Source organism: Streptomyces sp. NPDC007991 (assembly GCF_042958445.1).
Classification (GTDB): Bacteria; Actinomycetota; Actinomycetes; order Streptomycetales; family Streptomycetaceae; genus Streptomyces.
Genome location: NZ_JBIBJD010000013.1, coordinates 27,411 through 51,732, shown reverse-complemented (window position 1 = coordinate 51,732; position 24,322 = coordinate 27,411). Strand labels below are relative to the sequence as shown.

Annotated in this window: 19 protein-coding genes; 7 read left to right on the top strand and 12 right to left on the bottom strand. The window is 72.0% G+C overall.

Annotated features, from left to right (window positions below; translation table 11 throughout):
• The first annotated feature begins 34 nt into the window (after positions 1–34).
• The 3 genes from ACFZDA_RS32845 (at position 35) to ACFZDA_RS32835 (ending at position 4,717) form a co-directional block, all read left to right on the top strand.
• On the top strand, positions 35–1,402 hold the full coding sequence (locus tag ACFZDA_RS32845) for an L-serine ammonia-lyase (RefSeq protein WP_391088731.1): 1,368 nt from the start codon (positions 35–37) through the stop codon (positions 1,400–1,402).
• A 198-nt stretch (positions 1,403–1,600) separates the two neighbouring features.
• A complete protein-coding gene (locus ACFZDA_RS32840) occupies positions 1,601–2,158 on the top strand; it encodes a GH25 family lysozyme (protein WP_391089081.1) in 558 nt (185 codons plus the stop codon).
• 96 nt (positions 2,159–2,254) lie between these two features.
• Complete coding sequence (locus ACFZDA_RS32835; RefSeq protein WP_391088729.1) at positions 2,255–4,717, top strand: SpoIIE family protein phosphatase; 2,463 nt, start codon at positions 2,255–2,257, stop codon at positions 4,715–4,717.
• A gap of 31 nt (positions 4,718–4,748) precedes the next feature.
• On the opposite strand, the gene ACFZDA_RS32830 is transcribed toward ACFZDA_RS32835, so the two are convergent.
• On the bottom strand, positions 4,749–5,411 hold the full coding sequence (locus ACFZDA_RS32830) for an NAD(P)-binding domain-containing protein (RefSeq protein ID WP_391088727.1): 663 nt from the start codon (positions 5,409–5,411) through the stop codon (positions 4,749–4,751).
• A 77-nt stretch (positions 5,412–5,488) separates the two neighbouring features.
• Entirely contained in the window at positions 5,489–6,181 is a 693-nt protein-coding gene (locus ACFZDA_RS32825) for an FCD domain-containing protein (RefSeq protein WP_391088725.1), read from the bottom strand.
• Positions 6,182–6,375: 194 nt separating this feature from the next.
• Here ACFZDA_RS32825 and ACFZDA_RS32820 point away from each other — a divergent pair, with 194 nt between their 5' ends.
• Positions 6,376–8,088, top strand: a complete 1,713-nt coding sequence (locus tag ACFZDA_RS32820) for a 2-isopropylmalate synthase (protein ID WP_391088723.1) — start codon at positions 6,376–6,378, stop codon at positions 8,086–8,088.
• Complete coding sequence (locus ACFZDA_RS32815) at positions 8,085–8,876, top strand: ATP-binding cassette domain-containing protein (protein ID WP_391088721.1); 792 nt, start codon at positions 8,085–8,087, stop codon at positions 8,874–8,876. The genes ACFZDA_RS32820 and ACFZDA_RS32815 overlap by 4 nt, the downstream gene beginning before the upstream one ends.
• A 66-nt stretch (positions 8,877–8,942) precedes the next feature.
• On the opposite strand, the gene ACFZDA_RS32810 is transcribed toward ACFZDA_RS32815, so the two are convergent.
• A complete protein-coding gene (locus ACFZDA_RS32810) occupies positions 8,943–9,155 on the bottom strand; it encodes an EF-hand domain-containing protein (RefSeq protein ID WP_020271014.1) in 213 nt (70 codons plus the stop codon).
• Positions 9,156–9,203: 48 nt separating this feature from the next.
• Entirely contained in the window at positions 9,204–10,118 is a 915-nt protein-coding gene (locus ACFZDA_RS32805; RefSeq protein ID WP_391088720.1) for a MerR family transcriptional regulator, read from the bottom strand.
• Positions 10,119–10,166: 48 nt separating this feature from the next.
• Here ACFZDA_RS32805 and ACFZDA_RS32800 point away from each other — a divergent pair, with 48 nt between their 5' ends.
• Positions 10,167–10,838, top strand: coding sequence for a GNAT family N-acetyltransferase (locus tag ACFZDA_RS32800; protein ID WP_391088719.1), 672 nt, complete (start codon positions 10,167–10,169; stop codon positions 10,836–10,838).
• Here ACFZDA_RS32800 and ACFZDA_RS32795 read toward each other — a convergent pair.
• From ACFZDA_RS32795 to ACFZDA_RS32770, 6 genes are all read right to left on the bottom strand, one after another.
• A complete protein-coding gene (locus tag ACFZDA_RS32795; RefSeq protein WP_391088717.1) occupies positions 10,792–11,418 on the bottom strand; it encodes an ADP-ribosyltransferase in 627 nt (208 codons plus the stop codon). The genes ACFZDA_RS32800 and ACFZDA_RS32795 overlap by 47 nt on opposite strands.
• A 93-nt stretch (positions 11,419–11,511) precedes the next feature.
• The gene (locus ACFZDA_RS32790) at positions 11,512–12,690 is read right to left on the bottom strand and encodes a PQQ-binding-like beta-propeller repeat protein (protein ID WP_391088715.1); all 1,179 of its coding nucleotides are present in this window, start codon (positions 12,688–12,690) and stop codon (positions 11,512–11,514) included.
• A 109-nt stretch (positions 12,691–12,799) separates the two neighbouring features.
• Positions 12,800–13,303: an ATP-binding protein gene (locus ACFZDA_RS32785; RefSeq protein ID WP_391088713.1), complete on the bottom strand. Its 504-nt coding sequence runs from the start codon at positions 13,301–13,303 to the stop codon at positions 12,800–12,802.
• 276 nt (positions 13,304–13,579) lie between these two features.
• Positions 13,580–14,347 (bottom strand): enoyl-CoA hydratase-related protein, encoded by a 768-nt coding sequence (locus ACFZDA_RS32780; RefSeq protein ID WP_391088712.1) that lies wholly within the window; start codon positions 14,345–14,347, stop codon positions 13,580–13,582.
• 86 nt (positions 14,348–14,433) lie between these two features.
• The gene (locus ACFZDA_RS32775) at positions 14,434–15,654 is read right to left on the bottom strand and encodes an Ig-like domain-containing protein (protein WP_391088710.1); all 1,221 of its coding nucleotides are present in this window, start codon (positions 15,652–15,654) and stop codon (positions 14,434–14,436) included.
• A 160-nt stretch (positions 15,655–15,814) separates the two neighbouring features.
• A complete protein-coding gene (locus tag ACFZDA_RS32770; protein ID WP_391088709.1) occupies positions 15,815–17,059 on the bottom strand; it encodes an Ig-like domain-containing protein in 1,245 nt (414 codons plus the stop codon).
• Positions 17,060–17,245: 186 nt separating this feature from the next.
• On the opposite strand from ACFZDA_RS32770, the gene glgX reads away from it, so the two are divergent.
• The gene (glgX, locus tag ACFZDA_RS32765; protein WP_391088708.1) at positions 17,246–19,498 is read left to right on the top strand and encodes a glycogen debranching protein GlgX; all 2,253 of its coding nucleotides are present in this window, start codon (positions 17,246–17,248) and stop codon (positions 19,496–19,498) included.
• Positions 19,499–19,583: 85 nt separating this feature from the next.
• Here glgX and ACFZDA_RS32760 read toward each other — a convergent pair whose 3' ends face one another.
• On the bottom strand, positions 19,584–20,267 hold the full coding sequence (locus ACFZDA_RS32760) for a TetR family transcriptional regulator (RefSeq protein WP_391088707.1): 684 nt from the start codon (positions 20,265–20,267) through the stop codon (positions 19,584–19,586).
• Between the two features lie 117 nt (positions 20,268–20,384).
• Entirely contained in the window at positions 20,385–24,233 is a 3,849-nt protein-coding gene (locus tag ACFZDA_RS32755; RefSeq protein WP_391088705.1) for a beta-ketoacyl synthase N-terminal-like domain-containing protein, read from the bottom strand.
• Positions 24,234–24,322 lie beyond the last annotated feature (89 nt).

Sequence of the window (24,322 nt, the reverse complement as noted above, 5' to 3'; positions counted from 1 at the left end):
CCCCTTGCACCACCCCCGTAGTCAGGAGTCCCCCGTGGCCATCTCGGTCTTCGACCTGTTCTCGATCGGCATCGGCCCTTCCAGCTCCCACACCGTCGGCCCGATGCGCGCGGCGCGGATGTTCGCCCGGCGGCTGCGCAACGAGGAGCTGCTGGCCCCGGCCGTGAAGGTCCGCGCGGAGCTCTACGGCTCCCTCGGCGCGACCGGCCACGGCCACGGCACGCCCAAGGCGGTGCTGCTCGGTCTGGAAGGCGACTCGCCGCGCACGGTGGACGTGGAGACGGCCGACGAGCGGGTGGAGGCGATCAAGGCCGCCGGCCGGCTGAACCTGCTGGGCGAGCACGAGATCGCGTTCTCCTACGACGACGACATGGTCCTGCACCGCCGCAAGGCCCTGCCGTACCACGCGAACGGCATGACCCTGTGGGCGTACGACGCCTCGGGCGCGGAGCTGCTGACGAGGACGTACTACTCGGTCGGCGGCGGTTTCGTCGTCGACGAGGAGGCGGTCGGAGCGGACCGCATCAAGCTCGACGACACCGTGCTGAAGTACCCCTTCCGCACGGGTGACGAGCTGCTGCGCATGGCCCAGGAGACCGGCCTGTCCATCTCGGCGCTGATGCTGGAGAACGAGCGCGCCTGGCGCACCGAGGAGGAGATCCGCGCCGGACTGCTGGAGATCTGGCGGGTCATGGAGGCGTGCGTGGCGCGCGGCATGTCCCGCGAGGGCATCCTGCCGGGCGGTCTGAAGGTGCGCCGCCGGGCCGCGAACACCGCCCGCAAGCTGCGCTCCGAGGGCGATCCGAAGGCCCTCGCCATGGAGTGGATCACCCTCTACGCGATGGCGGTCAACGAGGAGAACGCGGCCGGGGGCCGGGTCGTCACCGCCCCGACGAACGGCGCGGCCGGCATCATCCCGGCCGTGCTGCACTACTACGTCAACTTCGTGCCCGGCGCCGACGAGGAGGGCGTGGTCCGCTTCCTCCTCGCCGCGGGCGCGATCGGCATGCTGTTCAAGGAGAACGCGTCCATCTCCGGCGCCGAGGTCGGCTGCCAGGGCGAGGTCGGCTCCGCTTGCTCCATGGCGGCGGGCGCGCTGGCCGAGGTGCTCGGCGGCTCGCCCGAGCAGGTCGAGAACGCGGCCGAGATCGGCATGGAGCACAATCTCGGCCTGACCTGCGACCCGGTCGGCGGCCTGGTCCAGATCCCGTGCATCGAGCGCAACGGCATGGCCGCGGTGAAGGCCGTCACGGCAGCGCGCATGGCGATGCGCGGCGACGGCTCCCACAAGGTGTCCCTGGACAAGGTCATCAAGACGATGAAGGACACCGGCGCGGACATGTCGGTGAAGTACAAGGAGACGGCCCGGGGCGGGCTGGCGGTGAACATCATCGAGTGCTGAAGTCGCTGGTTCCTGCCGGAACTCTTCGTGCGACATGTTTTCGAGTGTCCGTCAGACGGTCGGATCAGACGTCACCGGTCACGACGACGCACTCCCACGACCCGTCGAAGTTGACATTTCCACGTCAGCCCGGAAGAGGCCGTGTCATGGTGGTGGACACAACTCCCCTCCCCCCACCAGCACTTCATGGAGCCTCCCATGCTGCGCGGCATCGACGTGAGCGCCTACCAGTCCTCCTCCTACGACACCGACGGCCTCTCCTTCGTCTTCGTCAAGGCGACCGAGGGGCGTTCCTACGTCAACCCCAGACTCGCCGCCCAGACGAAGCGGGGCCGCGACGCCGGGCTGGTCGTCGGCTTCTACCACTTCCTGTGGCCGGGCAACCTCACCGCCCAGGCCGAGTACTTCGTCCGCAAGGCCCCGGACCGGCCGGGGGACATCCTCGCCGTCGACTGGGAGACGACCAGTAACGGAACGCACGCGAGCAACGCGGAGAAGGACCTGTTCATCCGGAAGCTGAAGGATCTCCGGCCGGACAACCAGGTCGTTCTCTACACCAACCGCGACTTCTGGCTGCACGTCGACACGACCTCCTACGCGGGCGACGGCCTGTGGATCGCCGACTATGTCAGCGCGGGCAAGCCCCGCATCGAGGCGAAGTGGCGCTTCCACCAGTACACGGACGACCCGCTGGACAAGAACGTGGCCGACTTCGCGAGCAGGGCGGCGCTGCGGAAGTGGGCGGAGGACGCCTGATCGCCCGGTCGTAGGGGAGGTGCCGGGCCGCCCTGGGCCCGCAGCATGCGCGTCAGCGCCCGAGCGGGAACATACTTGCGTGTAGAGGTGAGACCCATGGCGCCTGTGCGAGATGAATTCGACGCGTCTCCGCCCGCAGGACCGCGCCCTCTCCTCGACGCGTCCCACGACGCGGTCGCGCTCGTGTCCGCAGCCGGCCGGGTGATCGGCTGGACGCGGGGCGCCGAAGCGCTCCTCGGCTACACCGGCGCGCAGGTGGTAGGACGCCCCGCCGCGGACCTGCTGGCGATGCCCGGGGACCCGGTACGTGTGGCCCGTATAGCGAAGCGGTGCCGCGCGGGAATGGGCTGGAGCGGCCGGGTCGCGGTACGGCACCGCGACGGCGGCCCTGTCGAGATCGGCCTGCGCGTGTCCGGGTCCTTTCACGTCGGCGAAGACGAGTGTTTTCTGATCTCGGCACGCGAGGAGCGGCAGCAATGGACCATGGGACAGTCCGTCCTCGACGGCTTCCTGACCCGCTCACCGGTCGGCATGGCGGTGATGGACCTGGATCTGCGCTACGTCTGGCTGAACGACACCCTGGAAAGCTTCGGCGGCGTACCACGTGAGCAGCGCCTGGGACGCCGTCTGAGCGAGCTGCTTCCGGGACTGCAGGCGGAGACCATCGAGGGCGTGATGCGCACGGTGCTCACGACCGGCGTCCCGGTCACCGACTACGAGTACATGGGATGGAGTTGGGCGGACCCGCACCGTCAGCACGCCTACTCCACCTCGTTCTTCCCGTTGGTGGATGCCGGCAACTCCGTCACCGGGCTGTGCTACATGGTCATGGACGTCACCGAGCGCTGGAACGCCCGCCGGCTGCTGTCGCTGGCCAGCGAAGCCGGGACCAGCATCGGCAGGACGCTGGACGTGATGCGCACGGCGCAGGAACTCGCCGACTTCGCTGTTCCCCGCTTCGCCGACTTCGTCATCGTCGACCTTCTCGAGCCGGTCCTGAACGGTGAGGGCCAGGGATACCGGTTGCCCGACGCCGGGCCGGCGCCGGCCCGGCCGGTGATGCGCCGGGCCGGAATGAGCTCCGTACGACAGGGCTGCCCGGAGGCCGTCGCCCGGATAGGGGACCAGGTCGACTTCGTTCCCCCGCCGCACGACGCGAACCTGCTCGTCGACGGCGAATCGATCTTCATACCCGTTCTCGACCCGAGCGATCGCCTCTGGACCACCGAGCAGCCGGCCAGGGCCGCCCGGATCCGCGAGTTCGGCCTGCACTCCCTCATCTCCGTGCCGATGCGGGCGCGCGACACCGTGCTCGGTCTCGCCACGTTCGCACGATCGCTGAACCCCACGCCGTTCCAGCAGGACGACGCTCTGCTGGCTCGGGAGCTGGTGGCGCGGGCGGCGCTGTGCGTCGACAACGCCCGCCGCTACACCCGGGAACACACCGCGGCGGTCACGTTGCAGCGCAGCCTGCTGCCCCACGCCCTGACGGGCGGAACAGCGCTGGAGGTGGCCTCCCACTACCTGCCGGCGGATGCGTCGGACGGGGTCGGCGGAGACTGGTTCGACGTGATCCCGCTGTCCGGCGCCCGTGTGGGCCTGGTCATCGGTGACGTGGTCGGCCACGGCATCGCCGCGGCGGCGACGATGGGCCGGCTGCGCACCGCTGTCCAGACCCTCGCGGACATGGACATGCCCCCCGATGAACTGCTGGCCCACCTCGACGACCTGGTGCTCCGGCTGAGCGAGGAACAGACCACCGACCAGACGGCCGACCAGACCGTCACGACCTTCCTCGGGGCGACCTGTCTGTACGCCGTCTACGACCCGGTGACCCAGCGGTGCACGCTGGCCCGGGCCGGTCATCCACCCCCGGTCGTCGTCACTCCGGACGGGCACGTCTCCTTCCCGGAGCTTCCCGCCGGGCCTCCGCTCGGACTGGGCGGGATGGCCTTCGAGGCCACCGAGATCGAGCTTCCCGAAAACAGCGTCTTCGGCCTCTATACCGACGGCCTCGTCGAAGGGACCGACCGCGACATCGAGCGCGGCATGTCCCGCCTCGGACACCTGCTGCGCTCGCCCGACTCCGACCTGGAAACGCTGTGCGCGGGCGCGGTGCGCCGGCTCGTTCCCACGCCGCAGCCCGACGACGTCGCCCTCCTGCTCGCCCGCACCCACGCCCTGGGCCCCGATCGAGTCGCCTCCTGGGACGTGCCGCTGGACCCGGCCGCCGTCGGTGACATCCGGGCCGGCGCGTTGCGTCAGGTCGAGGCGTGGAACTGTCAGGAACTGGCCATGACGACGGAGCTCATCGTGAGCGAGCTCGTCACCAACGCGATCCGCTACGCCTCGGGCCCCGTCCGCCTGCGACTGCTCCGTGACTCCCGCCTGACCTGCGAGGTCGCCGACGGCAGCAGTACGGCTCCTCGCCTGAGACATGCCCGCAGCACGGACGAAGGCGGCCGCGGGCTCTTCCTCGTGGCCCAGCTCTCCCATCGCTGGGGTGCCCGGTACACGCCCGGAGGGAAGATCATCTGGGCCGAGCAGGAGATCTCGTGACCGCCCCGGCAGCTCCGCAGAGCGACAGGGCCTAGCCGCTGTACTCCGGCGTACGCTCTGGCGACGCCTCCCCCAGGGCCTTCGTGACCGTCTCGACGCCGCCGCGCAGGCCGTAGACCGGGGTGCCGGGCTGCTGACGCCAGGAGTCGTCGAGGCCGCCCGCGTCGACGGTGTCGAAGCCGAGTTCCTCGATCAGCTCCCGTACCTTGCGCTTGGCCGCCGCGTCGTCCCCGGCCACCGGGAGGGCGATGCGGCCGGGGTCGCCGGCCGGGCGCGGGCGGTCCAGGATGTCCTGGGCGTATGTGCCGTTGAAGGCCTTGATCACCGGGCGGCCGAGCTGCCGCTGCGTCCAGCGGCTCTCCGTCAGGCCCTCGTCCTCGATCGCGTCGATCCGGCCGTCCCGCTCCCGGGGGTAGTAGTTGCCGGTGTCGATGACGGCGACGCCTTCGGCCGCCTCGTCGAACAGCCCGGACGGCAGGTCCGGGACCGCCTTCAGCGGAATCGTGACGACGACGATCTCGGCTCCCCGCGGTGCCTCCTCGACCGTCACGGGTGTCGCGCCGGTCTCCTCCGCGAGGGCGGTGAGCGTGTGCGGGCCGCGGGAGTTCGCGACGTACACCTCGTGACCGAGGGCGGTGAGCCGCCGGGTCAGATTGCCGCCGATGTTGCCCGCACCGATGATGCCGATCTTCATGTCCTCGCCTCGCCCTTCCAGGGGTCAGGAGTTCCTGGCCAGCTCTGTGATCAGGGTCAACCTTCGGGCCGGAGGGGCTATTCCGCCTTCCGGGAAGGTGCGAAAGGGTCCTCCAGTTCCCCGCGGAGCACCTCCGCCGCCCCCTCCGCGTCCCCGTCGGCCACCGCCCGGACGAGTGCCTCGTGCGCCTCGTCGCCGGTGTCGGGGTCGTCGGCGCGCAGGCCGGTCAGCGACAGCAGCTCGATCAGGCTCTCGCGCAGGACGGGGCTGAACTCGGCGAACAGGTCGGCGAGCACCGGGTTGTGGGCGGCGGCGATCACCGCGGCGTGGAAGGCGATGTCCGCGTCGACGAAGGCGGCGTCGTCGGCTGTGCCGGCGGCCCTGCGACGGTCCAGCGCGGCCCGGAGCGCCGCGATGTCCTCGGGGGTGCGGCGGCGCGCGGCGAGCCGGGCCGCGTGCACCTCGACCGCCATCCGGACCTCGTAGACGTCGGTCACGGCGGCCCGGCGCAGCCGGGTCGGCCAGTCCTCGACCGGCTCGGTCGCGATGACGAAGACACCGGCGCCCTGGCGGGAGAGGACCAGCCCGGCTCCGGCCAGCGCGCGCAGCGCCTCGCGGACGGTGGAGCGGCCCACGCCCAGCTCCTTCGCCAGCGTCGTCTCGCCGGGCAGCCGGGTGCCGACCGGCCAGTCGCCGCCGGCGATCTGCTCGCGCAGCCGGGCGGCGGCCTGCTCGACCAGCGGGCTGGGGCGGACGGAGCCGAGCGGCATGGCGTCACCAACTTGTCTGAGGAGTGGGAGGTTTCCACTTGTCTGAGGACCTGAGTGGTGGATAGCGTACTGCGCATGATCTTCCGCGGTCTTCTTCTCGGCTGCCGCGGCGGGGCCTGACACGACCGGCACCCCGCCGCGGGGCGCCGTGCCGCCGGTCACCGTCCGACCGAGCCGGAAGGCCACAGCCGACGATGACCACCACCCCCGCCCCGGCCTGGAACCCCCAGCGCCCGGGCCCCATGCCCTGCCACCGCTACCGTCCCTTCCAGGAGCGCGTGCACGTGCCCGCCGCGGACCGCGACTGGCCCGGCGCGCGGATCGAGCGCGCTCCCCTCTGGGTCCCCGTCGACCTGCGCGACGGCAACCAGGCCCTGGCCGAGCCGATGGACACGCCCCGCAAGCGCCGCTTCTTCGACCTGCTGACCGGCATGGGCTTCAAGGAGATCGAGGTCGGCTACCCCTCGGCGAGCCGTACCGACTTCGACTTCGTACGGCACCTGGTGACCAGCGGCGCCGTACCGGACGACGTCACGCCCGTCGTGTTCACCCCGGCCCGCCGGGACCTGATCGACCGCACCTTCGAGGCGATCGAGGGGCTGCCGAGGGCTGTGGTGCATCTGTACATCGCGACCTCGCCGGTGTGGCGGGACGTCGTCCTGGGGCGGGACCGGGCCGAGGTGTGGCGGACCGTGCGGGAGGCCGCCGAGCACATGGCCCGCCGGGCGGACCGGGCCTCGTCCGTCCGCTTCCAGTTCTCCCCGGAGACCTTCAACCTGACCGAGCCGGACTTCGTCCTGGACCTGTGCGACGGGCTGACCGAGCTGTGGGACGCGAGCCCGGACCGGCCGGTCACCCACAACCTCCCGGCGACGGTGGAGATCGCGACGCCGAACGTCTACGCCGACCAGATCGAGTACGTCCACCGCCACCTGGCCCGCCGCGACAGCGTGATCCTCTCCGTGCACCCGCACAACGACCGCGGCACCGGCGTCGCCTGCGCCGAACTGGCCGTGCTGGCCGGTGCCCAGCGCGTCGAGGGCTGCCTGTTCGGCAACGGGGAGCGCACCGGCAACGTCGACCTGGTGACCCTGGCGCTCAACCTGTACGCGCAGGGCGTCGACCCGATGATCGACTTCCGGGACATCGACACCGTCAGGGAGACGGTCGAGCACTGCAACCGGCTGCCCGTGCACCCGCGCCACCCGTACGCCGGGGAGCTCGTCCACACCGCCTTCTCGGGCACCCACCAGGACGCGATCAGCAAAGGCCTGTCCCGGCACGCCGAGCGGGCCCGGGAGCTGGGCGTGCCCGAGCGGCAGGCGCCCTGGTCGGTGCCGTACCTGCCGGTCGACCCGGCCGACCTGGGCCGTTCCTACGAGGCGGTGATCCGGGTGAACTCGCAGTCGGGCAAGGGCGGCACGGCCTATCTGCTGCGCACCCACCACGGCGTCGACCTGCCCGCGCGCATGCGGCCGGACTTCTCCCGGGCCGTGCAGGAGGCCACGGACGACAGCGGGCGGGAGATGACGGCGAAGGAGCTGTACGCGCTGTTCCGGGCGACGTACCTGGCGCAGGACGGGGAGGTGGCGCTGGAGGCCTGGTCCGTGCACCCGGACGAGGCCGGCGGCCACCGCTTCGTGTGCACGCTGCGCACCGGCGACCGCACCGGCGACTACGAGGGCACCGGCGGCGGCCCGGTCTCCGCGTTCGTCGACGCGCTGGCCGGCGCCGGGATCGCTGTCGACGTGCTCGACTTCTGCGAGCAGGCCCGCGACGGGGGCACGGACGCCTTCGCCGAGTGCCGGGCCGGCGGCAGGACGTGCTGGGGCGCGGGCCGGGACTCCTCGGCCCTGGGCGCCTCGGTGCGGGCGGTGCTGTCCGCGGTGAACAGGGCGCTGCGGTGACGCCGGTCGTCCTGCGCGCCGAGGACGTCCACGTCGTGCGCGACGGCCGGCCGATCCTGGCGGGGGTGTCGCTGACCGTCCGGGCCGGGGAGCACTGGGCGCTGCTCGGCGCGAACGGCGCGGGCAAGACGACCCTGCTCGGCCTGCTCGGCGCGCTCGTCCACCCGACCCGGGGCCGCGTGGAGGTGCTGGGGCACCGGCTGGGCCGGGTCGACCTGCGGGAGCTGCGCGCGCACGTCGGGCATGTCGACCCGCGGCATCCGCTCACCTCGCCGCTGCGGGTACGCGACGTCGTCCTGACCGGTCTGACCAACTCGGTGGAGCCGCTGCCCCGGTGGCGTCCGACGCCGGAGCAGCGGGAGCGCGCGGAGCGGCTGATCCGGACGCTGGGGCTGGCCGAGCACCGTGAGGCGCGCTGGCCCACGCTCTCCCAGGGGCAGCGCGGCCGGACCCTGATCGCCCGGGCGCTGATGCCCGAGCCCCGGCTGCTGCTCCTGGACGAGCCGGCCACCGGCCTGGATCTGCCGGGCCGGGAGCGGCTGATCGGGGCGCTCGGGGAGCTGCGCCGGGAGCATCCGCACCTGGCGACGGTCCTGGTCACCCACCATCTGGAGGAGCTGCCGGCGCACACCACGCACGCCCTGCTGCTGTGCGAGGGGCGACCGCTTGCGGGCGGCCCGGTGGCCGGGGTGCTGACCGCCGACCGGCTCGGCATGTGCTTCGGCCTGCCGCTGGCGCTGGAACGGCACGACGGCCGCTTCAGCGTCCGCACGGCCCGGCGGGCATGACGAGGGGCCCGGTCGGTCCGCGGACGGACCGGGCCCCCACGCCTCGCGGCACCGTGAGCGCCGGCGTCACTTGTTCAGGTAGGCCCAGAACTCGTCGAAGCTCAGCTTCTTGTCGCCGTCGAGGTCGCGGGTCTTGATGACGACCTCGGCGACCGACTCGGTGACGTTCCAGTCGCCGGACCGGGCCAGGGCGGTCTTGAACTCGGCAGCGGTGATGAATCCGTCACCGTCCGTATCGATCCGCTCGAACTGCTTGCGTGCTTCCTCGATGTCCGCCACCGATCCGCCCCTACTCTCGTGTTTCAGGTCTTGCTGACGCAGGTCAGATTAGCTGCCCGTGCGTGCCTGGAGCGCGGCGACCACCCAGGCGAACTCCTCTCGGTAGGCCGCCTCGGGCCCGGTGCCCTTCACGACGGTGAGCAACTCGCGGTAGCGGGCGACCCGGTTGGTGGCGTGCGACTTGAGCCGGTCCAGCACCGCGGCGGGGTCGGCATCGCCCAGCAGCTCGTCCAGCACCTCGGCGGCCTCCGGCGAGTCGGGGGCGATGCCGCGCTCACGGGCCCGGGCACCCAGCTGGACGAGCCGCCGGGAGAACCACAGGGACGCCCCGGCGGGTGTGTCATGACCGCGGTCGGCCGCGTTGAACTCGGCGACCTTGCGCATCTCGGCCCGGAAGTCCGGGTCGTGGAGCATCTCGGCCAGCTCCAGCCAGGCGTCCACCTGCTCGGGTGCCGGTTCCTCGGGCAGGTCGGCGGCGGTGTTCCGCATGCGGTCCCGGATCACCGGGTCGGCCGTGTCGAGCCCCTGGAAGATCTCGTCGACGAACTCCTCCAGGATGCGCCGCCGCTCGGCCGCCGACAGCCGTGCCAGTCTGTTCATCAGGGTCATCTCCTCCGCGTCGGACCCCCGCTTCGCGACCGTCGACAGCACCGCACGCGTCACCTTCAGCGACCGGATCTGCGCGTCCAGCGCGACCACGTGCGCGGCCGCGACCTGGGCGACCGTGGTCTCACCGGCCAGCACCCGGCGGACGTCCGCCAGCCCGAGGCCGAGTTCGCGCAGGGTCCGGATCAGCTCCAGACGCGCCACGGACGCGGCGTCGTACAGCCGGTAACCGCCGGCGGAGCGGGCCACCGGGGGCAGCGCGCCCTCGTCGGACCAGTACCGGATGGTGCGCACGGTCAGTCCGGTGACCCGGGCCAGTTCGCCGATGGTGAGCAGTCCGGTGCCGTCGTCGATCATGTCTGGGAGTCTGGGCCTTCCAGCGGGTGGAGACTCAAGGAGCGTGTGGTGGCGGACACTCTGGGGGACATTCTCGACGCGGCGGCCCGGGGCGTCTTCCCGCCGGCGGACGGCGGTACGACGATCGTGCCGCAGCCCTCGCCACGGGACGCGGGGGTCCTGGCCTTCACGGCGCACTCGGTCGTCTTCACGGACGAGGATCCCGGCTGGGTGCGGCGGGCGCTGGCCGCGACCGACTGCGACAGGCTCGCGGCCACGATGAACGCCCGCTTCCTGACGGCCCTCATGGACCGGACGGGACGCAGGTCGGACACCGTCGACGTGCTGCTGACCGGCGCCCCGCTGCCCGGGGAACCGCCGGTCGCACTGGCGGAGACCGACGATCCCGGCCATCCGCGCGTGGCATCCGCGCTGCGGCGGCGGGACGACGTACGGGTGTGGGCGGCGGACGGCGGGGTGCTCGTGCTGGGCCGTGGCGTGGCCGGGCGGTGGGAGACAGCCGTCGAGGTGGACGAGGGGGCACGGCACCGGGGGCTCGGGCGGCGGCTCGCGGCGGCGGGGCGGTGGCTGACCGGCGGCGCGCCGGTGTGGGCCCAGGTGTCGGCGGGGAACGCCCGCAGTCTGCGGGCGTTCCAGGCGGCCGGTTACCGGCCCGTGGGCTCGGAGGTGCTGCTCAGTGCCAGGGTTCGTAGTGCGGGTTGCTCTCGCACTCGCTCATGATCTCGGTCTTGGTCTGCTTGTCGACCGGGCAGACGCCGACGATGTACTCGCGGGCGATGCCGCCGGGGAAGGCGACCTCCTGCTGGTCGGCCCACTTGTGGGTGTCGCCGATGGTCTTGTTGACGTCGACTCCGCCGGGGGCGTCGACGTAGTAGTTGAAGGCGGACTTCCACTTCTTGAACAGGTCGTGGTCGTACGTGGTCGACACATACGGGGACGGCTGGTTGACCAGGACGTACTGCTCCAGGTCGTACTGGCCGTTCACCACGTCCCTGGGGTGGAAGCCCTCCTCGAAGATCACGGAGGGGCCGCGGCCGTCGGCGCGGTACAGGGTGCCGCAGCTGGTGCGCCAGGACGGGTCGGGGGTGATGCGGTCGGCCTGGACCCGGCGGTCGGCGGCGGCCTTGATCCTGTCGTCGAACTGGACGGGACAGGCGGCCGGTCCGGGGGCTGCTGCCGTGGCCACGGCAGCAGCGGAGGTCGCGGATGCCTGGCCGGGCGTGGCGGCCGTGGTCGTGAGGACGGCCGCGAGGGACAGGGCGGCGGCAGCGGTGCGCCGCCGCAGGCTGGTGCTGATCATGAGGAGCACGATCGCGGGTCCGCGGCGCGGCGCCGGGGATCCTCACTCGATCAGGGGCGTGTCAACTTCCCTTCGGTGGGCGGCTGCTGACCGTCACCGGAAGATGCCCGTGTGGCCGAGCGAGTAGCGGCCGGGCTGCGGGTAGACCGCGAGGCCGTGCGGTCCGTTGCCGACGGGGATGCGGGCGAGCTGGGTGCCGGTGCGGGTGTCGACGGCGTACACCTCGCCGTCGTAGCGGCCGGACAGCCACAGCACCTTGCCGTCGGCGGAGACGCCGCCCATGTCGGGGCTGCCGCCGTCGGGCAGCTGCCATTTCTTGGTCAGCTTGCCCTGGGTGAAGTCGAAGACGGAGATCGTGCCCTCGCCCCGGTTGGACACGTACATCTCGCGGGAGTCGCGGCTGACGTAGAGGCCGTGGCAGCCCTTGCCGGTGGGCATCAGCGTGGGTTCGGTGAACTTGTCGCCGTCCAGGACCCACATGCCGTGGGCCATCATGTCGGCGATGTAGAACTTCTTGCCGTCGGGCGAGACCTTCACGTCCTGGGGCATGGCGCCCTCGAACGGCAGCCGCTGCTGCCCGACGACCTTCATCTTCTCGGTGTCGACCTTGAGCAGTTCGCCGCTGAACTCGCAGGAGACGATGAAGTAGCGGCCGTCGAGGGAGAAGTCGGCGTGGTTGACGCCGTAGCAGGAGACCGGGACCGTCTTCTTGATCTCCATGGTGTGCGGGTCGCGGAAGACCAGTTCGCGGTCGAGGGAGGCCATGACGAGGGCGTACTTGCCGTTGGGCGTGAAGTAGAGGTTGTAGGGGTCGTGGACCTCGACCTCCTTGCCCGCCTTGCCGGTCCTCGGGTCGATCGGGGTGAGGGTGTGGCCGCGGTTGTTGTTGACCCAGAGCGTCTTCAGGTCCCAGGAGGGGACGACGTGCTGGGGCTGCCGGCCCACCGGGATGGTTTCGATGACCTCGTACGTCTTGGGGTCGATGACGGAGACCGTGTCGGAGCCGGTGTTGGGCACGTAGACCCGGGACGGGAAGTCCTTGACGACGGGGGACAGTTTGTTCGGGCGGTCGGCCGCGTACACGTCCTCGGGGTCGAGGACGGGCGGCATCCCGGGCAGCCCCCGCACGGGCTTCTTCTCGCGCGGCGTGGGCACGGCGGCCTTGGTGGCGCGTGCCCCGGAGGTCCGTTCCCCACCCCCGGTGCCGCAGGCGGCGAGGACGGCGAGGGCGGCGCCCGCGACGAGGGCGCTTTTGACAAAGTGGCGGTGCATTGCACCATTTAAGGTGCGCTTCGCGGAGAAACCGAGTGATTCACCCGATCGGCGGCCCCGCGGACTGTCGCAGGTCACACCCCTCGCCGGGCCCGGCCGCGGCGACGTCTCAGCGGTCGTTGACCCGCATCTCGAACCACGTGGTCTTGCCCCGGGGCAGCAGGTCGACCCCCCAGCGGTCGGCCAGCTTGTCGACGAGGAACAGGCCCCGGCCGCTGATGTCCAGCTCCTGGACCGGCATCAGACAGGGCAGTCCCCGGGAGGGGTCGCGGACCTCGACCCGGATCAGGCCGCGGCGCCGGTGCAGACGCAGCCCGAAGACCCGGGCGCCGGTGTGGCGTACGGCGTTGCCGACCAGCTCGGAGACGAGCAGGACCGCGTCCTCGGTGGTCTTGGGGGGGAGCCCCCACTGGCGCAGGACGACGACCTGGGTCAGCCGCCGGGCGGTGGCCGCGGACTCGGGGCGGGACGGCAGCGGCACCTCCGCCTCCGTCGGGTTGCCGTACAACTCCAGTGCCTTCAGCGCGCGTTCGTCCTCGACAGTCGGCGACCAGCGCGCCGCGGCCGCATGTGCGTGCCCCCGCGGCTGTTCCGTACCCTCCAGCCCCGCCATGCCCCCATCATGGCCGCCCGACGCCCCCTTGGGGGCCGTTCCCGGGGAAAACGGGCCCGGGAGCGGGGTGCCGAGCGGCGAGCCGACGGCCTATGCCGAACGGCACTTCGAAGGGCGCCCATGGCGCGTCTGACCTGCGGCGGCGGCCCGTCGCAGGACAAGGGGCCCGGACATGGGGCCGGACACGCTCAGGGCTGCCTCGATGCCGCCGTAAACCGCCCCATCGAGTGACCCCGGAACAGAGGCAGCGTCACATACGAGTCCTGGGAGGGGGATTCAGAGGAACTTCGCCTTGCCCGGCCCCTCCTCCACGAAGCTGCGCATGCCGCGCTCGCGGTCCTCGGTGGCGAACAGGCCCGCGAACCAGTTCCGTTCGATCGCCAGGCCCGTGTCGATGTCCGTCTCCAGGCCCGTGTCGACCGCCTCCTTGGCGGCGCGCAGGGCGAGAGCCGGACCCTGCGCCAGCTTGGCTGCCCAGGTGTGCGCCTGCGCGTACACCTCGTCGGCCGGCACGACCCGGTCGACCAGGCCGATCTCCTTCGCCTCGTCGGCCTTGACCATCCGGCCGGTGAAGATCAGGTCCTTGGCCTTGGAGGGGCCGACCAGGCGGGCCAGGCGCTGGGTGCCGCCGGCGCCGGGGATCAGGCCGAGCAGGATCTCCGGCTGGCCGAGCTTGGCGTTCTCGCCGGCGATGCGGTAGTCCGCGCACAGCGCGAGTTCGCAGCCGCCGCCGAGCGCGTAGCCCGTCACGGCCGCGACGACGGGCTTGGGGATCCGGGCCACCGCCGTGAACGAGTCCTGCAGGGCGCGGGCGCGCAGGACCATCGCGGTGTGGTCCATCGCCTGCATCTCCTTGATGTCCGCGCCGGCCGCGAACACCTTCTCCCCGCCGTAGACCACCACGGCCCGCACGTCCTCGCGGCGCCCGGCCTCCTCGGCGAGTTCCTTCAGCCGGTCCTGCGTGGCGATGTCCAGCGCGTTCATGGGCGGGCGGTCGAGACGGAGCGTGCCGACGCCTTCAGCGACTTCGAGAGAGACGGTCATGGCAGCAGGTTAACGGGGACTAACGGGCCAGGCCCCGGTGCGGTCGGTCACACCGGGGCCCCGTCGTCAGCGTCGCCGGCTCAGCGTCACTTCTTCCACTTGTCCCACGGCATGTTCCAGCCGTTGAGTCCGTTGTCCGGGTCGACGATCCGGTCCTCGGAGTTCTTGACGACCACCACGTCGCCGACCATCGAGTGGTTGAAGAACCACGCGGCCGGTGTGTTCTTGTCCCAGCCGCCGCGCACGTCACGCAGGCCGATGCAGCCGTGGCTGGCGTTGTGGTTGCCGAAGGCGCCGCCCGCCCAGTAGTTGCCGTGCAGGAAGGTGCCGGAGGTGGTCAGGCGCACGGCGTGCGGGACGTCCTTGATGTCGTACTCGCCGCCGTAGCCGACGGTCTCGCCGTTCATCCGGGTCACCGTGAGCATCTCGCTGATGACCATCTGGCCGTTCCAGGTCTCCATGCCGGGCTGACCGGTGGTGACCGGGATGGTCTTGATGACCTCGCCGTCGCGCATGACCTTCATCGTGAGCTTCTTGGCGTCGACGACGGAGACCTGGTTGCGGCCGATGGTGAACTCGACCTTCTTGTCCTGCTCGCCGTAGACGCCGGGGCGGCCCTCGACGCCGTCGAGGGCGAGGTCGACGGTCACCTTGGTGCCGGGCTTCCAGTACTTCTCGGGGCGGAAGTCGAGACGGTCGTTGCCGAACCAGTGACCCTCGACGTCCACGGCCGGCTCCGTGGTGATGCGGATGGCCTTCTCGACGTCGTCCGGGTTGGTGATGCCCCGGCTGAAGCGGAGGGAGAACGGCATGCCCACGCCGACCTTGGAGCCGTCCTCGGGGGTGAAGGTGCCGATGAAGGTGTTCTTCGGCGTCAGGGTCGTGAAGTCCGCGTCCTCCGCGGCCGTGCGGCCCTCGGCGTCCTTGGCGACCGCGTGGACCGTGTACGTGGTGGCGGCGGCCAGGTGGGTGGACGGCGCCCAGGTGGCGCCGTCACCTGATATCTCGCCGTCCACCTTCCCGCCCTTGGCGTCCTTGACCACGACCTCGGTCAGCTTGCCCTTGGCGGCCGTGACCTTCAGTTCCCCGCTGGTGTCGACGGACTTGGCGCCGTCCTTGGGGGTGATGTTGACGACGGCCTCGGACTGCTTGCTCCGCGCGGCGTCCGCGTCCTCGCCCCCGCCGGAACCGGAGCCGCTCCCCCCGCCCCCGCACGCCGTGACGGCGAGCAGCAGCACGCCCAGTATCAGTGCGAGCAGTCCGTGCCTGCCGCGGGCCGACGCCCCCGATATCGGTCGCCCGTTCAACGTTGTTCTCCCCTCCCAGGGCCTGGTCAGGCCCACCCCTGCGCGTCCCCCGCGCACCGGCGCATAGTAACCACAGGTCGCCGGGCCCCGGCGACCTGCGATTGTCACTGTTCAGTCCCAACTTCCACGGAAAGTTGAAGCAACCCGCCCCCCTGTCGGGCTACTTCACCGCGCTGCCCGCCCGCCACGCGTTCCAGCCCATGTTCCAGCCTCCGAGCCCGTTGTCGGGGGCGACCGTCGTGTCGTTGCTGTGGACCACCTCGACGACGTCCCCGATGAGGCTGCGGTCGAAGAACCAGCCGGCCGGGGTGTCCGAGCCGCCGCCCTTCACATCGCGCAGTCCGATACAGCCGTGGCTGATGTTGGTCCGGCCGAAGACGGCGCTGTGGGCCCAGTAGTTGCCGTGCAGGAAGGTCCCCGAGTCGGTCAGGCGCATGGCGTGCGGGACGTCCGGGATGTCGTACTCGCCCTTGCCGTCGCGCTTCTTGAAGCCGACCGTGGCGCCGTTCATCCGGGTGACGTCGTGCATCTCGGTCACCACCATCTTGCCGTTGTACGTGGTGTTCCTGGGCGCCCCGGCCGTGACCGGCACGGTGGCGAGCAGCTCGCCGTCGCGCCGCACCTCCATCGTGTGCCGGGCGGCGTCGACCACGGAGTTCTGGCTGCGGCCGACGGTGAAGGAGAACGTCTTGCGCTGGAGGCCGTAGACCCCGGGCGCCCCCTCGACGTCCCGCAGGCGCAGGGCGACGGTGACCTCGGTGCCGGGTTTCCAGTAGTGCTCGGGGCGGAAGTCGAGGCGGGTCCGGCCGAACCAGTGCGGGCGGATCTCGACGGCCGGGCGGGCGGTGACCCGCACCGCGCGTTCCACGGCGGCGCGGTGGGCGATCTCGCGGTTGAACTCCAGCGAGACGATCATGCCGGTGCCGACCGTGACCCCGTTCTCCGGACTGACGTAGCCGATGAAGCGTTCCTCCGGGACGTACGTGGTGAACGTGGTGTGCCGGGCGGAACGGCGTCCGTCGCCGTCCACGGCCACCGCGTCGACCGTGTACTTGGCGGCCAGCGCGAGCCGCTCGTCGTCGGGCTCCCAGGACAGTCCGTCGGCGGAGAGGTGCCCGGGCACCGGGAACTCCTGCGCGTCCTGCGACCGGACGACCTTCACCGACTCCAGCCTGCCGTCGGGCACACGCACCCGCAGCTTCTTCCCGGGGCGCACACCCCTGCTGCCGTCGTCGGGCGAGACCCGGATGACGTCCTCGGGCGCCGGGGGCGCGCCGAACACACCGGCGATCCCGCCCGCGTCGTCCGAGGTGCAGCCGGTGGCCCCGGTCAGGAGCCCTGCCCATGTCACTACGGCGGCCAGCGCGGCCCTCGCGCGCCGCGCGCGCCCTTGTACGTGCCTCACGAGGTGCCCAACGACCGGCCGCGGCCCCGGGAAACGACCATGCCCGCCCCCGGGGAAACGTGAGTGCGACCCACCCTCTGGGCAGAACAGTGGGGAGGACGACGCGCAGGGGAGCCGCGACCCGGGCCGCAGCAGAGCCGCACCCCTCTGTCCCCCGTCGTCCCACGAGCCGCGGGAGGCTGACAGGTGTCCAGCGCAGCCGAGCAGGAGGCGGTGGCCGGTCATCAGGCCACCGGGAACGGGCGCCAGGCCGCCGCCGTGAACGTCGCGCGGCGGGCCGCGCCGCCGCCCGCGGTGCCCGCCCGGCCGGGCGCGCCGACACCCCTGGGCGCCCGGTTCCGGGTCGGTCCGGACGGGGTGGCGGGGACCAACTTCGCCCTCTGGGCGGGCGGGGCCGAAGGGGTCGAGCTGTGCCTCTTCGACGAGCGGGGCAGGGAGTCGCGGGTCCGGCTCGCCGAGCTGACCCACGAGATCTGGCACGGCTTCGTCCCGGGCGTGCTGCCCGGGCAGCGCTACGGCTACCGGGTGCACGGCCGCTGGGACCCGTGGACCGGCGCCCGCTGGAACCCGGCGAAGCTGCTCCTCGACCCGTACGCCCGGGCGGTCGACGGTGACTTCGCTCTGCCGCCGGAGGTGTACGGGCACGTGCGCGACTGGCCGCAGCAGCACGTCGCCGACACCGTGCGCGACGACCGGGACTCGGCGCCGTACGTCCCCAAGGGCGTCGTCGTCCACGATGACGACGACTGGGCGGACGACCGCCGCCCGAAGACGCCCTGGGCGGACTCGGTGATCTACGAGCTGCACGTCAAGGGCTTCACCCGGCTGCACCCGGACATCCCCGAGGAACTGCGCGGCACCTACGCCGGTCTCGCCCACCCGGCGGCGATCGAGCACCTGGTGAGGCTGGGCGTGACGGCGGTGGAGCTGCTGCCGGTGCACCAGTTCGCGCACGAGGACCATCTGCTGCGCAGGGGCCTGCGCAACTACTGGGGCTACAACTCCATCGGCTACTTCGCGCCGCACGCGGCCTACGCGGCCTCCGGCACGACCGGGCAGCAGGTCGGCGAGTTCAAGCGCATGGTGCGCGCCCTGCACGCGGCCGGGATCGAGGTCATCCTCGACGTGGTCTACAACCACACGGCGGAGGCGGGCGAGCTGGGGCCGACGCTGTCGTTGAAGGGCATCGACAACCGCGGCTACTACCGCCTCCAGGACGACCCCCGCCGTTACGCCGACTACACCGGCTGCGGCAACACCCTGCACGTGGTCCAGCCGCAGGTGCTGCGGCTCATCACGGACTCCCTGCGGTACTGGGTGACGGAGATGGGCGTGGACGGCTTCCGCTTCGACCTGGCGGCGGCGCTGGCCCGCTCCATGCACGACGTCGACATGCTCTCCCCGTTCCTCGCGGTCATCGCCCAGGACCCGGTGCTGCGCCGGGTGAAGCTGATCGCCGAGCCGTGGGACGTGGGGTCGGGCGGCTACCAGGTGGGGGCGTTCCCGCCGCTGTGGACGGAGTGGAACGACCGGTACCGGGGCGCCGTGCGGGACTTCTGGCGGCACGCGCTGCCGGACGTACGGGAGATGGGCTACCGCCTGTCGGGCTCCAGCGACCTGTACGCCTGGGGCGGTCGCAGGCCGTACGCCTCCGTCAACTTCATCACCGCGCACGACGGTTTCACCCTGCGCGACCTGGTGAGTTACGAGCGCAAGCACAACGAGGCCAACGGCGAGGGCAACCGCGACGGCTCGGACGACAACCGGGCCTGGAACTGCGGCGCCGAGGGCGAGACGGACGACGAGGGTGTCCGGGCGCTCCGGCGGCGGCAGCTGCGGAACCTGCTGACCACGCTGCTGCTGTCGACCGGTGTGCCGATGCTGGTCGCGGGCGACGAGCTGGGCCGCACGCAGGGCGGCAACAACAACGCCTACTGCCAGGACAACGAGACCGGCTGGGTGGACTGGGGCCTGCTGCGGGACCCGGGCTGGAAGGCGCTGTGCGCGCTGACCTCCCGGCTGATCGGGCTGCGCCACAGGCACCCGGTGCTGAGGCGCCGGGCCTTCTTCTCGGGCCGGGCCCAGAGCGCGGACGGCCTGCGCGACCTGGCCTGGTTCACGTCCCGGGGCACCGAGATGACGGAGCAGGACTGGTACACGCCCGCCGCCACGCTGGGCATGTATCTGTCCGGCCGGGACATCCCGGGCCGGGACGAGCGCGGCGAACAGATCCTCGACGACAGCTTCCTCGCCGTCCTGCACGCGGGCGAGGAGCCGGTGGGCTTCGTGCTGCCGGGGCCGCCCTGGGCGGAGCGGTACGAGGTCGTCGTCGACACGAGCCTGGAGGAGCAGGGGGAGGCGCCGGGGGTGGAGCACCCGGCGGGGACGGAGATCACGGTGCCGGCGCGGGCGGTGCTGCTGCTGCGGGTGGCGGGCTGAGGCATCGTTTCGCCACCCCCGGGCCCCGGCGACGGCGGCCCGCCGGCCCGGTGGTCGGCGGGCCGGTCCGCATACGGGCCGGCTGCTACGCCTGCGACGCCGATGTGAGCGGGGTCGCGGCGGGAGCCGACGGCGCCGGGGTGCCGCGCCCGTGCTGGGAGTACGACAGGACGCCCGTGAGGACGATCCTGAGGACCTCGCGCAGTTCGATGTGGAGCGGCACCCGCCCGCCCGGATCCTGCGACCAGCGGTAGAGCAGGCCCAGGTACGAGTCACGGAGGATGTTGCCGACCCTCATCGGGTCGATGTCGAAAGTGACCTCCCCGCGCTGGCGCCCGGCTTCGATGATGTCGGCGAAGACCTGGCCCGCGTAGGGCTCTTCGAGGAGGGGCTGGCCGGCCTTCACCCACGCCTGGAGCATCGCGGCGGTGATCTCCCGCTCGGACTCGTTGAACTCCGCCAGTGCCGCCATGCACCTCTCCAGGTGCACCGTCACATCGTCGTTCCGGGACTTCATCGACTCTTCCATGCACAGCTCCAGGCGCCGCTTGCGGGCCTCGGCCCAGGCGGTGACCAGGTCTTCCTTGCGCTGGAAGTAGTTGAAGAAGGTGCCCCGGGCCACGTCGGCGTGCTCGGCGATCTGGTCGATCGTGGTGCGGTCGTACCCCTGCTCCGCGAAGAGCGTCAGGGCGGAGGTGTAGATGCGGTCCCGAACCCGCTGCTTGCTGCGCTCTCTGCGCCCGAGGGGGCGGGCAGGTTCAGAGGCCATGTGCTTCCTCGCCTTCTCACGTCGTTGTGCGGGCTCCCCCGGCCGGAAAAAATTATACCACGGTACATCTATGAGTCATGGTCTTCTTTTTCCTGAGGGAATGTCGGGGCGGTGGCGTCAGGGCCGTGACGCCACGGATGCGGCGATCACGCCGATGGGTTCGCCGCCCAGCAGCCGTCTGGCGGATATGTCGACACCCGCCGTGCGGTGCAGGCGCACCCTGAGCTCGGTCGCCAGCAGGGAATCGAGTCCCAGGGTCCGCAGCGGCCTGCGCTGGTCGAGCCGGGTAGCCGAGAGGCCGAGCACGGTGGCGGCCTGCTTCAGGACGTCGTCGGGCGTGGGGGCGCGCCCGGGGGCCGTGGTCGCGGGAACCGGCACCGGCACCGGCACCGGGCCTTCCGCGTCGCGCGCCTCGCGGGCGGGGCCCGCCGCCCGGCGGCGCAGTCGTATGTCCCGGAACTCCGCGATCACCTGGCCGTTCTCAGCCGTCAGCCACACGTCACAGCGCGCGTCGTCCGTACCGTCCGAGGGGGTGAAGCGGGCCACGCACCAGTGGTCCCGGCCGACTCCCGCCTCGTCCCGGACGACGACGCGGCCGAAGGACACCGGCACATAGCCGTCCGGCCTCCCTCCCGCCCCCGTGGCGTGCGGCCACGCGGCGAGCATCGTCAGCAGGCCCGCTTCGAGCCCTGTCGTCCCCGAGCCGGGCGAGGGGCGCATGCGAGCCACCGATTCGCCGTCGGAGCACCACAGTTGCGCCACGGTGCGCAGCGCCGCGTCGACCGTGTAGCCGCGGCCCTGGGCACGGCGGTAGAACTCCGCCGCCGGCACGTACGCGGTGCACCGGGTCAGGGCGGCGTCCAGCAGCTCCCGGCCGGACGGCTCGCCCGTCCCGCTCCGGCCGGCCAGGTCCTCCCCCGCGTCGGCGGATGGGCCGGCCGTGCGGAACCTTCCGGTCATGCACAGTTCACCGTCCCGGGTGCCGTCCGCGGTGCGCAGCGCGGTGACGGTGAACACGAAGCGGTCCGGCCGTGCGGCGGGCGTCAGGCACACGCGGACCGCGGCATCGCGGGCGTGTGCCAGCTCCCAGGGCCGGTCCCCGAACTCCACGTCCTCCAGCACGCCTTCACCGCCTCGCCCGATGCCGTCCGCCGCCCGCAGGACGGCCTCGGCGTAGAGCACCGGCGGCACGACGGCCGCGCCGTCCCGGGTGCGGACGCCCTGCCCCAGCTCGGCCAGGCCCAGCTCGCGCAGTCCGATCTCCCGTACGTGCTCGGCCGGCCCGGCGGGGGCCGGCTCCTTCCTGAACTGTTCCTGGTCCCAGGCGTACGTCGGCAGCGGCACGCGGGGCGCGGCCCCCTGGAAGTAGCGGTTCCAGTCGACGCGTCCGCCGTGGGAGAAGAGCTGCCCGAGGGCCCGGGTGATGTTCTCGCCGTCGTCCTGGTGGCGTGTGAGAGTGGCGACGGCGGCCGGTGCGGCGCCCTGTTCGCCGAGGACCGCCGTGACGGACTGGACGAGCAGCGGGTGCGGGCTGACCTCCAGGAACACCGTCTCCTCCTTGGCGGCTGCCCGCACGGCCTCGACGAAACGCACCCGCTCGCGGAGGTTGTCCACCCAGTAGGCGGCGTCCAGTTCGGGGCCGTCGACCGGCTCGCAGCGGGTGGTGGAGAACATCGCGGTACGGGCGGGCAGCGGCGTGAGGTGGGCGAGGGCGTCGGCCAGGTCGTCCCGCAGGTCCGCCATGTAAGGGGAGTGGGACGCCACGTTGACCTTGACGGGCCGGCACGAGACCCCTTCGGCCTGGAGGCGTTCGGCGATGCGGTGCAGAGCGTGCGCGTCCCCGGCGAGGACGGCACTCGCGGGGGCGTTCTCCGCCGCGACGCACACCGCGTCGCCGTAGGGCGCCGCCGCCTCCGCCGCGCTCAGCGCGTCGAGTTCGACGGCCAGCATCGCGCCGCGCCCCGCCTGGCTCTGCATCAGGGAGCTGCGCCGGCAGATGACCGAGGCGGCGTCCTGCAGCGACAGCGCCCCGCAGACCTGGGCGGCGGCCACCTCGCCCATGCTGTGCCCGACGCACAGGTCGGGTTCGGCTCCCTTGGCGCGCAGGAGCGCGGCCAGGGACACCTGCACGGCCCACAGTAAGGGCTGCACCACCGCGACATCGTCGGGGAGTCCGGACGGCGGTGCGTCCTCGCCGTCGCCGGTCAGCAGGCCGATGACCGACCAGCCCAGCTCCTCCCGGACGGCCGCGTCGCATTCCGTCAGGGTCCGGCGGAACACCGCTTCCGTGGCCAGCAGGCGGCGGCCCATGCCGAGCCACTGCGAGCCCTGACCGGGGAAGACGAACGCGGTCCGGCTCTCGCCCGTGAATCCGGCGTCGGCCGTCCCTCCGTCCGGGGTCTGTTCGCCCTCGGCCAGGGCGCGCAGGGCGGCGGCGAGTTCGCCGTGGGTGCGGCCGACGGCCCACAGGCGGTGGGGGTGGGCGTCGCGGCGCGTCGCGGCGGTGTGGCAGATGTCGCGCAGGGGGAACGCCCGCCCTTCGTCGCCGTCCAGGAAGTCGGCGTAGCGCGCGGCGAGCCGGCTCAGGGCGGCCGGGGTGCGGGCGCTGAGCAGCAGCGGCAGCGCCTCTTCGGGGGCGTCCGCAGGGCTCTGCGGGAGCTGCCCGGTGTGCGGCTCGGGCACGTACTCGCCGACGACGACGTGCGCGTTGGTGCCGGAGAGGCCGAAGGAACTGACCCCCATGACCGCGGCCCGGCCGCCGGGCACGAGCGGGGTGTTGCGCGTGACGCAGGCGAGGGTGGCCGCGTCCCCGGCCAGGGCGGGGTGCGGTGTGCGCAGGTGCAGGGACGCGGGGATGGTGCGGTGCCGGGCGATAAGCACGGTCTTGATCAGGCCCGCGATCCCGGCGGCGGCTTCGGCGTGGCCGATGTTGGTCTTGACGGAGCCGATGGGCAGCGGACGGGACCGGGACCGTCCTTCGTCTCCCAGGGCCTGCGCCAAGGCGCGCAGTTCGACGTCGTCCCCGACGGGGGTACCGGTGCCGTGCGCCTCCACGTAGTCCAGCCGGTCCGGGATGATGCCGGCGCTGTGGCAGGCGGAGCGGATCATCTCGGTCTGTCCGGACACGGCGGGCTGCAGCAGTGTTCCGCTGCCCTGGCCGTCGTTGGTGACGGCGCTGCCCCGCAGGACGGCGAGGATCTGGTCGCCGTCGCGCAGGGCGTCGGGCAGCCGCTTGAGCAGGACGGTCCCCACTCCTTCGCTGCGGACGAAGCCGTCGCCGGAGGCGTCGGCGAACTTGCAGCGTCCGTCGGGGGCGAGCATGCCGCCCTGGGAGTAGGTGATGGCGTCGGAGGGCGAGAGCACGGCGTTGACTCCGGCGGCGACGGCCAGGTCGCTCTCCCCGGTCAGGAGACTCTGCCGGGCCAGGTGCACGGCCACCAGGGACGAGGAGCACGCGGTGTCGACCATCAGGCTGGGCCCCCTCAGGTCCAGGGCGAAGGAGAGGCGCCCGGCGGTCATCGTCCGCAGCCGGCTGCCCGCCATCCCGTGCACGTCCTGCTGCCCGCCGGACTCCGCCAGGTCCGCGTACTCGGCGGTCGCCTGCCCGACGAAGACACCGGTGCGGCTGCCCGCCAGCGAGGACGGGAGGATGTGCGCGTCCTCCAGCGCCTCCCAGACGACCTGGAGGAGGACCCGCTGCTGGGGGTCCATGGCCAGCGCCTCGCGCGGGGCGATGCCGAAGAAGGCGGCGTCGAAGCCGTACAGGTCGTCGATGAACCCGCCGTGCCGCGAGACGGTCGTGCCCGGTTCGCCCGGCCGCGTCGAGTGGTACCGCCGCACGTCGAACCGGTCCTCCGGCACGGGGGTGACCGCGTCGGTGTTGTGTTCGAGCAGTTGCCAGAACGCGCGCACCCCGCGCGCCCCCGGAAATCTGCACCCCATCCCGACGATCGCGATGTCAGGCATGCCGCCTTGCTGCACGAAGCCCCCTTGATTTTGCGGTGTGAGGTCCAAAAGTAAACCAGAGACCAAGTTTGACTTCCAGTTGACTCCAT